The organism is Chryseobacterium sp. FP211-J200 (assembly GCF_001643375.1).
GTDB lineage: Bacteria > Bacteroidota > Bacteroidia > Flavobacteriales > Weeksellaceae > Epilithonimonas > Epilithonimonas ginsengisoli.
This window is the reverse complement of record NZ_LSHB01000054.1, coordinates 1-12,907: the sequence shown is the minus strand read 5'-3', so window position 1 is coordinate 12,907 and position 12,907 is coordinate 1. Positions and strand designations below refer to the sequence as shown.

The 12,907-nt window shown below is 37.2% G+C and carries 11 protein-coding genes; 9 read left to right on the top strand and 2 right to left on the bottom strand.

Features of this window, described 5'->3' with window-relative positions; translation table 11 throughout:
- Positions 1-13: 13 nt before the first annotated feature.
- The 7 genes from AXA65_RS15130 to kbl all read left to right on the top strand — a co-directional run bounded on the left by AXA65_RS15130 (position 14) and on the right by kbl (position 8,855).
- Positions 14-709 (top strand): ABC transporter ATP-binding protein, encoded by a 696-nt coding sequence (locus tag AXA65_RS15130; protein ID WP_063970914.1) that lies wholly within the window; start codon positions 14-16, stop codon positions 707-709.
- An 81-nt stretch (positions 710-790) separates the two neighbouring features.
- Complete coding sequence (locus tag AXA65_RS15125; protein WP_063970913.1) at positions 791-1,045, top strand: hypothetical protein; 255 nt, start codon at positions 791-793, stop codon at positions 1,043-1,045.
- Positions 1,042-1,320, top strand: a complete 279-nt coding sequence (locus tag AXA65_RS15120; RefSeq protein WP_063970912.1) for a Txe/YoeB family addiction module toxin — start codon at positions 1,042-1,044, stop codon at positions 1,318-1,320. The genes AXA65_RS15125 and AXA65_RS15120 overlap by 4 nt, the downstream gene beginning before the upstream one ends.
- 87 nt (positions 1,321-1,407) lie before the next feature.
- Complete coding sequence (gene priA / locus AXA65_RS15115) at positions 1,408-3,858, top strand: primosomal protein N' (RefSeq protein WP_063970911.1); 2,451 nt, start codon at positions 1,408-1,410, stop codon at positions 3,856-3,858.
- 148 nt (positions 3,859-4,006) lie between these two features.
- A complete protein-coding gene (gene dacB / locus AXA65_RS15110; protein ID WP_063970910.1) occupies positions 4,007-5,458 on the top strand; it encodes a D-alanyl-D-alanine carboxypeptidase/D-alanyl-D-alanine-endopeptidase in 1,452 nt (483 codons plus the stop codon).
- Positions 5,459-5,607: 149 nt separating this feature from the next.
- Positions 5,608-7,470 (top strand): M1 family aminopeptidase, encoded by a 1,863-nt coding sequence (locus AXA65_RS15105; protein ID WP_228391691.1) that lies wholly within the window; start codon positions 5,608-5,610, stop codon positions 7,468-7,470.
- 188 nt (positions 7,471-7,658) lie between these two features.
- Positions 7,659-8,855 carry a glycine C-acetyltransferase gene (kbl, locus tag AXA65_RS15100; protein WP_063970908.1) on the top strand — a complete coding sequence of 399 codons (1,197 nt, stop codon included), beginning with the start codon at positions 7,659-7,661 and terminating at the stop codon, positions 8,853-8,855.
- Positions 8,856-8,951: 96 nt separating this feature from the next.
- Here kbl and rplS read toward each other — a convergent pair whose 3' ends face one another.
- Both rplS and AXA65_RS15090 read right to left on the bottom strand, forming a co-directional pair.
- Positions 8,952-9,311 carry a 50S ribosomal protein L19 gene (gene rplS, locus AXA65_RS15095; RefSeq protein WP_063970992.1) on the bottom strand — a complete coding sequence of 120 codons (360 nt, stop codon included), beginning with the start codon at positions 9,309-9,311 and terminating at the stop codon, positions 8,952-8,954.
- A gap of 138 nt (positions 9,312-9,449) precedes the next feature.
- On the bottom strand, positions 9,450-9,884 hold the full coding sequence (locus tag AXA65_RS15090) for an FKBP-type peptidyl-prolyl cis-trans isomerase (RefSeq protein ID WP_074719289.1): 435 nt from the start codon (positions 9,882-9,884) through the stop codon (positions 9,450-9,452).
- A gap of 654 nt (positions 9,885-10,538) precedes the next feature.
- Between AXA65_RS15090 and AXA65_RS15085 the strand changes: the two genes are divergently transcribed.
- Together AXA65_RS15085 and AXA65_RS15080 are read left to right on the top strand one after the other, a co-directional pair.
- The gene (locus tag AXA65_RS15085; RefSeq protein WP_063970907.1) at positions 10,539-10,964 is read left to right on the top strand and encodes a Fur family transcriptional regulator; all 426 of its coding nucleotides are present in this window, start codon (positions 10,539-10,541) and stop codon (positions 10,962-10,964) included.
- Between the two features lie 143 nt (positions 10,965-11,107).
- On the top strand, positions 11,108-12,907 hold the full coding sequence (locus AXA65_RS15080; RefSeq protein ID WP_063970906.1) for a heavy metal translocating P-type ATPase: 1,800 nt from the start codon (positions 11,108-11,110) through the stop codon (positions 12,905-12,907).

Sequence of the window (12,907 nt, the reverse complement as noted above, 5' to 3'; positions counted from 1 at the left end):
AATCAAAAAAAGAATGTCTTTAAAAATTTCAGGACTCACAAAAAAATTCGGAGAGCAAATTGCGCTCAACGATATCAATATAAGCATTTCAAATAACGAGATCATTGGACTTCTCGGCCCAAACGGCGCCGGAAAATCCACCTTGATGAAATCCATCACAGGCGTCCTGAAAATCGACGAAGGCGAAATCCTCTTCAACGACAAAAACATCACAGAAAACGAAATCGAATCCAAAAAGAAAATCGGTTTCCTTCCAGAGAACAATCCACTTTACAACGAGATGTATGTGAAAGAATATCTTCAATTTGTTGCAAATCTTCACAACATCAAAAAAGAAAGAGTGGAAGAAGTGATAGAATTAGTAGGAATCACACCAGAAAAATCCAAGCAGATCTCACAACTTTCCAAAGGTTACAAACAACGTGTTGGTTTAGCACAAGCCATTCTTCACGAACCAGACCTATTAATTCTCGACGAACCAACCAACGGACTCGACCCCAATCAAATCGTTGAGATCCGAAACGTCATCAAAGAAATAGGAAAAGAAAAAACCGTGATTCTCTCCACGCACATTATGCAGGAAGTGGAAGCGCTTTGCTCGCGCGTGATTTTGATTCATCAAGGAAACATCATCCAAGATTCACTAATCTCTGAGTTCAAAGGTAAATTTGGAAGTTTGGAAGAAGCGTTCCAAAGTTATACAGTTTAAGTATTATGACGATTAATAAATGATATTTTAAACAAAAATTAAAAATTGTAAATTCGTAGAGGTTTAATAAAATAAAATACGATGGAAGCATCAATTATCATACACCCAAGAAACAGAAAAGAAGCGTCATTACTCAAAAAAGTCTTGAAAGCTTTGGATGCGCAATTTGTTTTTAAAGAAGAAAAATCGGAAAGCTTAAGTCCCAGCGATGACCCTTATTTTGATATTCCGGAAAACGTAGCGGAATTGGAAAGAAGAATTGAGAACTTGAAAACAGGGAAATCAAAATCTAAAATACTTTCAATAGAAGCTCAGAAAGAATTATTAGGTTTATGATTTTTCAAATAAAACTTTCCGATGAAGCAGAAAAAGACATTCTATCTTATAGAAAATCGGGTAATAAATCGGCTTTGAAGAAGATTGATGTATTTATTGATGAACTTCGTATTAATCCTTACTCTGGAACGGGAAAACCCGAACGATTGAAGCATAAAAACGGTAACGTCTGGTCAAGAAGAATCGACAGCAAAAACCGGTTCATTTACAGTGTCGAAGAAAAAATAATAACTATTGAAATCATTTCTGCTAAAGGTCATTATGGTGATAAGTAAGAATTCTAATTCTGAAATGATATAACTTATCATAATGCTGTATTTTTAATAATCTTCTGACATCAGACTTCCGACTTCTGACAAAAAATGAACTTCGCCCAAATCATCCTTCCGCTCAATCTTAAAGGAACTTTCACGTACAAAGTTCCGGAAGATTTAATGAACAAAATTGAAGTCGGAATGCGAGTTCTCATTCCGTTTGGCGGAAAGAAAATTTACACCGGAATTGTCGCGGAATTGTTTGATGAATTCGACGATAGTTTTGTTCCGAAAGAAATCATCAATTTGCTTGACAATCAACCAATCGTTCCGAAACAGCAATTGGAATTCTGGAATTGGATGAGTTCCTATTATCTCTGCAATCTTGGCGAAATTTACCGTTTTGCATTTCCATCTTCGCTTAAATTAGAAAGCGAAACTTACGTCCGGTTATTATCAGAAAGAACAATTGACTGGCAAAATCTGGATGCAAATGAAACGTATCTTCTTCAAGCTTTGGAGGTTCGTCAAATGCTGAATTTGCAGGAAATCGAAGCTTTTATTCCAAAAAAAGAAATCATCAAAACCATCAATGCGCTAATTGATGAACGATATATTTCGGTTGATGAAAAAATCACGGAGAAATATAAAGCCAAGGAAATCGCTTACTTGCGAATTAATAATGAAGAATTAAAAATTAAAAATAATCTTGCAGAAATCATTTCAAGTTTAAAAAATGCAAGAAAACAGCAAGAATTATTTCTTTTGATTTTGGATAAAGAAACTGAAAATCCTGAGAAACCAATTCGTAAATCAGAGATTTTTGACGAGGGAAATTTCAATAATTCTCAACTCAAATCGCTTATTGAAAAAAAACTTGTTCAGGAATATTACCTCGAAAAAGACAGGATCGATTCTTACGAAGGCGAATTGGAAGAAATTGAGCAATTGACTGAAAATCAGAAGCTAGCGGTTTTTGAAATTAATAAAGCTTTTGAAGAAGATAAAAACGTTTTGCTACACGGCATCACTTCTTCCGGAAAAACGCATATTTATCTTGAGAAAATTGAAGACTGTGTCAATTCTGGGAAAAACGTGCTTTTGCTTCTGCCGGAGATTGCTTTGACAAAACAGATCACCATTCGTCTCGAAAAAAAATATGGGAAAAAACTTGGATTTTATCACAACAAATTAACGGATTTTGAAAGGGTAGAAGTCTGGCGGAAAATTAAGAAAAACGAACTTCAAATCTTGATTGGAACTCGAAATTCTCTGTTTCTTCCATTTGAGAATTTAGGATTGTTGATTGTGGATGAAGAACACGATTCTGCTTATAAATCCAGAGATTCCAATTTCTTTTTTAATGCGAAAGATGCGGCGATGATGTTGGCGGAATTTTATAATTCAAAACTGATTCTCGGTTCGGCAACGCCATCGTTGGAAAGTTATGATTTGGCCATGAAGGATAAACTTCGTTATGTTCCTTTGAATGAGAGATTTGGAAACGTGGATGTTCCTAAATTTGAAATCATCGATGTTAAGGAAGCGCAGAGTCAGAAGAAAATCATTGGGAATTTCAGCCAGAAAATGGTTGACGAAATCAATCTTCAATTAGAACACAAAAAACAAAGCATCATTCTCCACAACCGCCGTGGTTACGCCAATGTCATCGAATGTGAAACCTGCGGACACGTGACTTATTGTAGCAATTGCGATGTTGTAATGACTTATCACAAAGCTGCGAATGAGTTGAAATGCCATTACTGCGGGCACAGAGCCGGAAAACCGACCGCTTGCCCAAGTTGTCACGGTACCAATCTGAATACGAAAGGTGTTGGCGTGGAACAAATCGAAGAGGAAACTCAAAAAATATTTGTTGACGCCGAAGTAGACCGAATGGATGTGGATGCGATGCGCAAGAAGTTTGCGTACGAAAAACTCTACGAAAAACTGGAAAATGGCGAAACCGATATTTTGGTCGGAACGCAGATGATCTCCAAAGGTCTGGATTTTGAAAATATAGAATTGGTCGTGATTCCGAAAGCGGATGCATTGATTTATGTTCAGGATTTTCGGGCGGAGGAACGAGCTTATCAATTGATTACGCAAGTTGCAGGAAGAGCTGGACGAGTTTCGGGTGAAGGAAAAATCTTGATTCAAACTTATAATCCATCGCATTCCATTTTTGAATTGATTAAGAATCAGAATATTAAAGAGATATATGATTATTTTCTTGACGAAAGAAAGAAATTTCTCTATCCGCCATTTGTGAAATTGATAATGATCGAGCTGAAACATAGAAAAGAAGACAAATTGAACAGGGCTTCCCAATTCTTAGGTTCAGTTCTTAGAAAGTATATTCCGGAAGAATGCATTCTCGGACCAGAAAAATCCCCTATTGCAAGGATCAACAACCTTTACCAATATCAGATTCTACTGAAGTTTCCGAAAAATAAGAACTACAAAATATATAAGGAATTGCTTGCAAGATCTCTGGAAGAATTTGATGAGATCACCGCTTACAAATCTATCAAAAGAGATTTTTTGGTTGATTTTTAACTTTAATTAACAAAATTTTGATTCTTTTATTACGGCTTCCCGTAACTACCTTGGCAATATTCTCTAAATTTACTACGTTTTGAGATTAGATTAATTTCTTCAAAATCTTAATTAAAAATAATTCAATAAAAATGTAATTCTTTTGAGAATGAATAAATTCAAAAATTATTTTTCGATTTTCGCCCTAGGTTTTTCATCAATTATCTTTTCGCAAGGCACATCTGCCGGAAGTTTACCTCAGATTGCGGATCAGCAGACTTTGGTAAAAGATATTACTGCCGAGAAGGCTTTGCTATCTCCGAAAGAGCAGATCGAATTCAATATCAATAAAATGTTTACCGATCCTGTTCTCAGAAATGCCAATTGGGGATTTGTGGTCTATGATACAAAAACTGGAAAGATCGTAACATCTTATAATGAGACTGCGCCATTGGTTCCAGCCTCTACAACCAAATTGTTAACGACTGAAACGGCTTTTGCACTACTAGGAACCAAATACAGATGGAATACCCAGTTGGAATATTCTGGAAGTGTAGATGTGGATGGCGTTTTGACGGGAAATCTTTATATCGTAGGAAGTGGTGACCCTTCTTTAGGTGGAAATAGAGGTGGTGCAGCAAGTTACGGACAGATCGTGGCGCAATATCTCGAGGCGATCAAAGAAAAAGGAATCAAGAAAATAACGGGTGATATTATCATCCAAACGGCTATTTTCAAGGAAAATAAAATCAACTTGCCAGAAAATATTGTTTGGTTGGAACAGGCCAATTATTATTTACCTGTTGGAACCACGAAAGATATCGATCCAAGAAATGAAAAACTGATCGTCAGCCAATCCAATAATCCTTTCAACCAAGTTAAAAAGTATTTTTACGTGTCGCCATACTCAAACAAAATGGTTTTTGCGGACGAATATGAAGGTGCTTGGGTCACGACGAAGGTTGCAGAACCACCAGCTTTTTTGGCTAATAAGTTGAGAGAAAGCTTGGTGAAAAGTAAAATTGCCATCGTAGGAAAAGTAACACCTAAAATTGTGGACAGGGAACCTGAACCGAGAGAAGTCCTCAGTAATTACAAATCGCCAACTTTGTCAGAAATCGTGAACTATACGAATCAAAGAAGTGACAACGGTTACGCAGAAGCTATTTTGAAATCGAATGGTTTTATGAAATTGGGCGACCAAACCACAGAATCTGGAAGAATTGTAGTAACGGATCATTTGAAAGCCATCAACTTTGATACAGTAGGTCTTAATTATATGGACGGAAGTGGACTTTCCAAGGCTCATACTGTAACGCCGATTTCGCAGGTTAAATTTTTGACTGCGATGATGAAAACGCCTTATTATAAAGAATATTTGGAATCTTTGCCAATTGCAGGACAAACTGGAACGCTGAAACATATGTTTTTGGTGAACTCAAACGGACAGATCTTTGCAAAAACAGGAACTTTGAACGGTGTAAAATGTCTGGCAGGATATATCAAAACCAGGAGCAACAGAACGCTGGCTTTCTCTTTGTTGATCAATAAGTTTTCAGGCTCAGTGGCCCAAGTCAAAGACAGAATGGAGCAATTGCTGGATCCTACTTTAGATCTTTAGCAATCAATATTTTATAAATTAATGAACCCACAATTTTTTTGTGGGTTTTTTTGTAGCTTTGGGTCAAATCTTTGAAGAAAATGAGGAAATTATATTCATTGTTAATTGTTTGTTTAATATTTAGTCCTTTTTATGGGCAGATCCATAATATGGATAGAAAAGAATTGATTGAATCCGAAATGAGGTCAGCATCCAGATCAGCTTTGGACGTGAATGTCAATCCAAATACACTCAATTATAATTTGACTTATGTCAGATTGGAGTTGGACCTCGATCCGAATGAGCAATATGTTTCCGGTACGGTCACTTCACATTTCAAAATGTTAGCAGATTCCCCAAATATCTATTTTGATCTGGCGAATAATCTTTCTGTTTCAAATGTAAAGTACCACGGGCAAGATCTGACATTTCAACAACTCAGTACAGATGAGATTAAAATTAATTTTCTTGCAACGATAACAGTTCAAACCATGGATTCGCTTTCTATCACGTACAGCGGAGTTCCAGATTCCAGTTCAGACGCGTTCGTGGCAGATTTTACGAGTGCTGGTGATCCCGTACTAGCAACTTTGTCAGAACCTTTTGGCGCAAAAGAATGGTGGCCAACAAAGCAGAGTATGAATGATAAAATTGAGAAACTGGATATCAAGATCACTACGCCAGAACAGTATACAGTTGGGTCCAATGGAAAATTGATGTCAGAGGCTATTTTAGGAAATGGTAAAAAACAAACTTACTGGCAAACCAATTATCCAATTCCGGCCTATCTTTTTGCCTTGGGAATCTCTAATTATGTCAAACTGAATTCCACGATCACCACTACTGGAAGTTCTTTCCCATTCCTCAACTACGTCTATCCCTCATCTGTCAATGCTAGCGTTCAGGCAAATTTGGATTGGACAACCACTAGTATGCAAACCTTCGAGGACCACTTTGGATTATATCCGTATAGAAATGAAAAATACGGACACATGCAATTCAATTGGGGCGGTGGTATGGAGCATGCGACGATGACCTCCATGGGTGGTTTCAATCGAAGTCTGATTGCACATGAGTTGGCACACCAATGGTTTGGGGATAAGTTGACTTGTGGCGCTTGGAATGACATTTGGCTCAACGAAGGTTTCGCAACATTTGGAGAGCATTTGACCTATGAAAAATTACTGATGACACCTGCAGAGTTTCAAAATTATCTTTCAAATGAGATTGATTTTATTACGAGTCAACCTGGCGGAAGTGTTTACATTCCAGATGGAGAACTCAATTTCAGCCGGATCTTTAATGGAAGATTATCTTACGGTAAAGGCGCTTATGTCCTCCGAATGATCAAATGGGTTCTTGGAGATGACCAGTTCTATGCTGCTTTAAAAGCCTATCAAAACAATCCAGCTTTTGAGTATAACTATGTAAAGACTACAGATTTCAGGGATTTTCTAACTTCATACACAGGAAAAAACTTTACAGAATTCTTCAATGATTGGATCTTTGGCGAAGGCTACCCAAGTTATCAGATCAGATGGACGCAAAATGCAAGCACCAAAAAACTCACCTTCCGAGTTGGACAGACCAGAAGTACTTCAACGGTGAGTTTCTTCGAAATGCCTTTGCCAATCAGAGTTTCAGGATCAGGCGGGCAGACTGCCTACTTTGTTTTGGATCATAATTCCAATAATCAGTATTTCACAGAAGATGTTGGTTTCGACGTGACAACTGTGACCTTCAATTATGACAGACAGCTCTTGACAAAAGGTTCGACGGTGGTCCGAGATAACAATTTGGCTGTGTCGGATGTGACTAAAAATCAGATTGATGTCTATCCAAATCCAGCGAAATCCTTCATCAAGATTGCGGGTCTGGAAAAATCCACAGATTACGAGATCTTTTCAATTGATGGTAGATTAATTAAAAAAGGAACAGCTAATCCAGATTCAGAAATTAGTATTTCGAGTTTTGTTAGAGGGACTTATATATTAAAATTCAACAATCAATCAGTTAAGATTATAAAAGAATAATTTGGGCAGCTATTTCCGTCTTCCGCTCTCAATCTTTTTGCCTCGGCTTTTCCAGCCTCAAAAAAGGATTTCCGCTCAAGCCGGGCTGCATTTGATTCGCTGTTCAATATTCAATACATAAAAAAGTTAAAAAAAGCACTCAATTGAAGTGCTTTTTTTATTTTTGTTAAAATCGAAAATCAATAAAAATGATATCACAAAAATTCCTCGACAACATTACAAACGAGCTTACTAATATAGAAAACGACGGTCTTTACAAAAAAGAAAGAATCATCACTTCCCAGCAAAGTGCAGAGATAGAAGTTGGTGGCAAGCGATTACTGAACTTTTGCGCCAACAATTATCTCGGATTATCCAACAATCCGGAAGTGATGAAAGCTTCCAAAGATGCAATCGATTCTCACGGTTACGGGATGTCATCGGTTCGTTTTATCTGCGGAACTCAAGATATTCACAAAGATCTGGAAGCTAAGATTTCTAAGTTCTTAGGAATGGAAGATACTATTTTGTACGCTGCGTGTTTCGATGCAAATGGCGGCGTTTTCGAACCATTATTTTCGGATGAAGATGCAATCATCTCAGACGAACTGAATCATGCTTCGATTATTGATGGTGTAAGGTTGTGTAAATCTGCAAGATACCGTTACAAAAATAACAATATGGAGGATTTGGAAGCCCAATTGATTGCCGCTTCCGAAAAAAATCACCGATTCAAAATCATCGTTACAGACGGCGTTTTCTCAATGGACGGAATCGTTGCTGACTTGAAAGGTGTTTGTGATTTAGCGGATAAATATGATGCTTTGGTAATGGTCGACGATTCTCACGCCACAGGATTCATAGGGAAAACCGGACGCGGAACGCACGAGGCAAATGACGTGATTGGAAGAGTGGATATTATCACTTCCACTTTAGGAAAAGCTTTAGGTGGCGCTTTAGGCGGATTCACTTCAGGTAAAAAAGAAATCATCGATATGCTGAGACAGCGTTCTCGTCCTTATTTATTTTCAAATTCGTTAGCTCCGGGAATTGTCGGCGCCGCTTCAAAAGTTTTGGATATGATTTCCGAAGATACTTCCTTGAGAGACAAAGTAATGGAAAACGCAGCATATTTCCGAAAAGAAATGAAAACTAAGGGTTTTGATATTCCAGACGGCGATGCAGCGATTGTTCCTGTGATGTTGTATGATGCAAAATTAGCACAGGAAATGGCTGAGAAACTTGTTTCAGAAGGAATTTACGTCATTGGATTCTTCTATCCGGTGGTTCCGAAAGGAAAAGCAAGAATCAGAGTTCAATTGTCTGCAGCACATTCCAGAGAAAATCTTGACAAAGCGATTGCAGGCTTCGAGAAAGTAGGGAAGGAGTTAGGTGTTATTTCATAAAAACCAAAAAGCTTACAATTAGTTGTAAGCTTTTTCTATACAAAAAGACCAGCAAAAAATGCTGGTCTTTTATATTTCAAGAAGAAAATCTCGGGATTATTTTTTACCTCCGTAAGACTTATCTTTGATTCTTGCTTTTTTACCTCTAAGGTCTCTGAAGTAGTAGATTCTAGCTCTTCTAACTCTACCTTGTCTGTTAACTTCGATTTTTTGAAGTGCAGGCATGTTGATTGGGAAAACTCTCTCTACACCAACATCTCCACTCATTTTTCTGATTGTAAATGTTTTTGTAAGACCTGTTCCTCTGATTTGGATTACAGTACCTTTGAAGAACTGAGTTCTTGTTTTAGCACCCTCTTTAATCTCGTAATACACAGTGATGGTGTCACCGGCTTTGAATTCTGGGAATTCTTTTTTCGTAATGTACTTATCTTGTACGTATTTTACTAAATCCATTTTTTGTAATAAAAAATTTGTTTTGTCGAGCCAAGCAACATTCACGTCCTTCGTCAGAGGTTGATTAACAGGTTGCAAAAATAAAAATAATTTTCATAACTGCAATGCAATCTGACAATTAAATTTAATTTTTTTAAATTATTTGATTTCCAACAGTTCCACATCAAAAACCAAAGTACTGTTTGGTCCAATTTCTTTGCTCACTTCCTGTTCACCATAAGCCAAATGTGGCGGAATCGTAAATCTGAATTTACTCCCAACCGACATCAATTGCAAACCTTCTGTCCAACCTTTTATCACTCTGTTCAATGGAAAAGAAGCTGGTTTTCCGCGCTTTACAGAACTGTCAAAAACTTTGCTCGTAATCGTAGTTCCGTGATAATGGCATTTCACCGTACTTTTCGCTGTCGGTTTTGGGCCTTCCGTTTCCACAAGGATTTCGTATTGCAAACCACTTGGCAAAATCGTTACGCTTTCTCTTTTTCCGTTTTCAACCATATAATCCTGACCACTTCTCAAGTTTTTCTCAGCCAGTTCTTTTTTTCTTTTGAATAACAAATCCGCTACGCCCATATCAAATTTTTTTCAAAGGTATTTATTCTCCGCTAATTCATCAAAAATTCCGACTTATTTCCCTTAACTTTGATAGATAAAATAAGTACAAGACAATTTTTAGGAGCTTAATCCCGCTGTCCACTATATCTTTTTTATTTTTTCAGACGTTTTGTTTTCCAATTGAAGCTTAGCACCAAAAAAAATAAAAAAGGATGCCGTTCCCATCGGGGCTAGAGATTTCGTCAAATATTCAAAATTTTTCATTAAATAAGATTTGCAAAAAATTAATTATTGTCCAACGAAAATGTTAACAAATTGAATATAAAAATTTACTTGATATATCGACAGGTCGCTCCGCTGGAGCTTTGCTTTGGAGACTTCCTCTTATTCTATTAACAGTGCGTCCCGATGGGACTAGACACAGCTCCGATAGGAGCGAACTGTTAATAGAAAATACAATTGACATATTTACTTAAAGCTCCAGCGGAGCGACCTGTTAAATGTTTTGTGGAATTTGCATAGGACAAAAATGATGTAAATTGTACCTTCTGTAATTTGCAACAAAATTTATTTTTTATTAGCTGAGCGCCAGCGCCTTTGCGAACCTTAAAATATTTTCAATACTATCAAAAAAGACCTTTGCGGATTTTGAGTTAAAATCATTAAAACATTATGAACAAAGAAATCGAAAACAAACTCATCAACAAAAAAACAAAACCAACAAGTATCAGAATCTTGGTCTACGATTTTCTGAGCTCACAAAAAGTCGCCACTTCTTTATCCGAAATTGAAAACCACTTCGACAACGCCGACAGAACTACCATCTACCGAACTTTAAAAACCTTCGAAGAAAAAGGAATTGTCCACAGCATTCAGGAAAACACGACCACAAAATACAAACTGTGCCACGACGACTGCGATGAGAAAACGCACAAAGACTGGCATCTCCATTTCTACTGCAAGATCTGCAAGCAAACCACCTGCAAAGAAGATATCTCGTTGCCAGAAAGTATGGAAACCAATTTCAGAATCGATGAAATCAGACTTTTCGCCAAAGGAATCTGTGAAAATTGCTTAGAAACTACTTTCAATCATTAAAACATACACTTTTGTCGGTCTGAGGCTCTAGAAGACTTTAAACATTTTAAGCCAATCCCCAAAAGCCAATTGCTGTAAGCCAACATCACTTTGCAATAGCATTGCATTTGCATTACCGCTACATTTGTTAAAAATTATTAGATATGGAAGAATGTTGCGGTACAAAACCCAAAAAAGAACACAATCATCAAGGTCACGACCACAGCGACCACGACCATTCGCACAGCAATTCTAAACTTACATTGATTATAAGTCTGGCTATCTTTTTTTTCGGATTGATCTTAGATTTCTGGATTAAGGCAGATTGGTTTACAGAAAATGTTTGGCTAAGATCCAGCTGGTATTTTGTGTCTTATGTTTTGGTGGCGTTTTCCGTTTTCAAAGATGCATTTCAATTGGCGAAAAGTTTCGATTTCTTCAATGAGTTTTCCTTGATGGGAATTGCAACCATCGGCGCTTTTGCAATCGGAGAATTTCCGGAAGGCGTGGCAGTAATGTTGTTTTACACCATTGGCGAGATGTTTCAGGAATCCGCCGTTAACAAAGCCAAAAATAATATTAAAGCGTTGTTGGATGTTCGTCCGAAAGAAGCCACAGTTTTGCGAAATAATAAATGGGAAACAATTGCTCCTAACGAAGTGAAAGTTGGAGAAAAGATTCAAATAAAAGTGGGCGAGAAAGTGCCTTTGGATGGGATTTTAATCTCAGAAAAAGGAAGCCTCGATACATCAGCTTTGACGGGCGAAAGCAAACCTTCATCCATCAAAAAAACAGAAAATGTCCTTGCCGGAATGTTGAACCTCGACCAAGTTATAGAAGTTGAAACAACCAAATTATTTGAAAATAGTTCCATCGTCAGAATTTTAGAAATGGTTCAGGAAGCGAGTTCCAGAAAAGCAAAAACGGAGTTGTTTATTAGAAAATTTGCGAAAGTTTACACGCCGATTGTTTTCGTTTTAGCTTTGTTGATTACATTCATTCCTTACTTCTTTGTAGATGATTATGTTTTCAGAGATTGGCTTTACAGAGGTTTGGTTTTCTTGGTTATTTCTTGTCCTTGTGCTTTGGTAATTTCAATTCCATTAGGATATTTTGGTGGAATAGGCGCTGCTTCACGAAACGGAATTTTATTCAAAGGTTCTAATTTTCTGGATATGATTGCCAATGTTACAACAGTTGTGATGGACAAAACCGGAACATTAACGAAAGGCGTTTTCAAAGTTCAAAAGGTCGTGACGAATGAAATTTCTGAACCAGAATTTCTATCAGTTTTATCATCAGTAGAAAGTCATTCGACACATCCGATTGCAAAAGCGATTTCATTATTTCATCCATCAAACCAAACTCCGACATCTGTTGAGGAGATTTCTGGAAAAGGAATCAAAGCTGTCATTAATCAAAAACAAATTCTCGCAGGCAATACACAATTACTGAAAAGTTTTGAAATCAATTATCCTTCGGAATTAGACCAGATTGTAGAAACAACCGTAGTTTTAGCAATTGACAATCAATACAAAGGCTACGTTGTAATTTCGGATGAAGTAAAAGAAGATGCAGAATTAGCCATCAGAAATCTAAAAGATGCTGGCGTGAAAACTATGATGCTGAGCGGAGACAAAGATGCATTGACTCAAAACATCGCTAAAAGATTAGATATCGATTCTGCTTTTGGTGGACTGCTTCCGGAAGGTAAAGTTGATAAATTTGAAAATCTGAAAAAAGACCCTAAAGAAATCGTTGCTTTCGTTGGCGATGGAATCAATGACGCACCAGTTTTAGCATTGAGTGATGTCGGAATTGCAATGGGCGGATTAGGTTCTGATGCTGCCATTGAAACAGCTGATGTCGTCATCCAAACCGACCAACCTTCGAAAATTTCAACCGCAATTAAAATTGGAAAAGCGACTAAGAAAATAGTTTATCAACTCGTAGTGCATTATTAA

Excerpts from the sequence above, each read along its gene's own strand:
- priA (WP_063970911.1), top strand. The coding sequence starts at position 1,408 with ATGAACTTCGCCCAAATCATCCTTCCGCTCAATCTTAAAGGAACTTTC.
- AXA65_RS15090 (WP_074719289.1), bottom strand. The coding sequence starts at position 9,884 with ATGGGCGTAGCGGATTTGTTATTCAAAAGAAAAAAAGAACTGGCTGAG.
- rplS (WP_063970992.1), bottom strand. The coding sequence starts at position 9,311 with ATGGATTTAGTAAAATACGTACAAGATAAGTACATTACGAAAAAAGAA.
- AXA65_RS15080 (WP_063970906.1), top strand. The coding sequence starts at position 11,108 with ATGGAAGAATGTTGCGGTACAAAACCCAAAAAAGAACACAATCATCAA.
- AXA65_RS15125 (WP_063970913.1), top strand. The coding sequence starts at position 791 with ATGGAAGCATCAATTATCATACACCCAAGAAACAGAAAAGAAGCGTCA.
- AXA65_RS15120 (WP_063970912.1), top strand. The coding sequence starts at position 1,042 with ATGATTTTTCAAATAAAACTTTCCGATGAAGCAGAAAAAGACATTCTA.
- dacB (WP_063970910.1), top strand. The coding sequence starts at position 4,007 with ATGAATAAATTCAAAAATTATTTTTCGATTTTCGCCCTAGGTTTTTCA.
- kbl (WP_063970908.1), top strand. The coding sequence starts at position 7,659 with ATGATATCACAAAAATTCCTCGACAACATTACAAACGAGCTTACTAAT.
- AXA65_RS15105 (WP_228391691.1), top strand. The coding sequence starts at position 5,608 with ATGGATAGAAAAGAATTGATTGAATCCGAAATGAGGTCAGCATCCAGA.
- AXA65_RS15130 (WP_063970914.1), top strand. The coding sequence starts at position 14 with ATGTCTTTAAAAATTTCAGGACTCACAAAAAAATTCGGAGAGCAAATT.
- AXA65_RS15085 (WP_063970907.1), top strand. The coding sequence starts at position 10,539 with ATGAACAAAGAAATCGAAAACAAACTCATCAACAAAAAAACAAAACCA.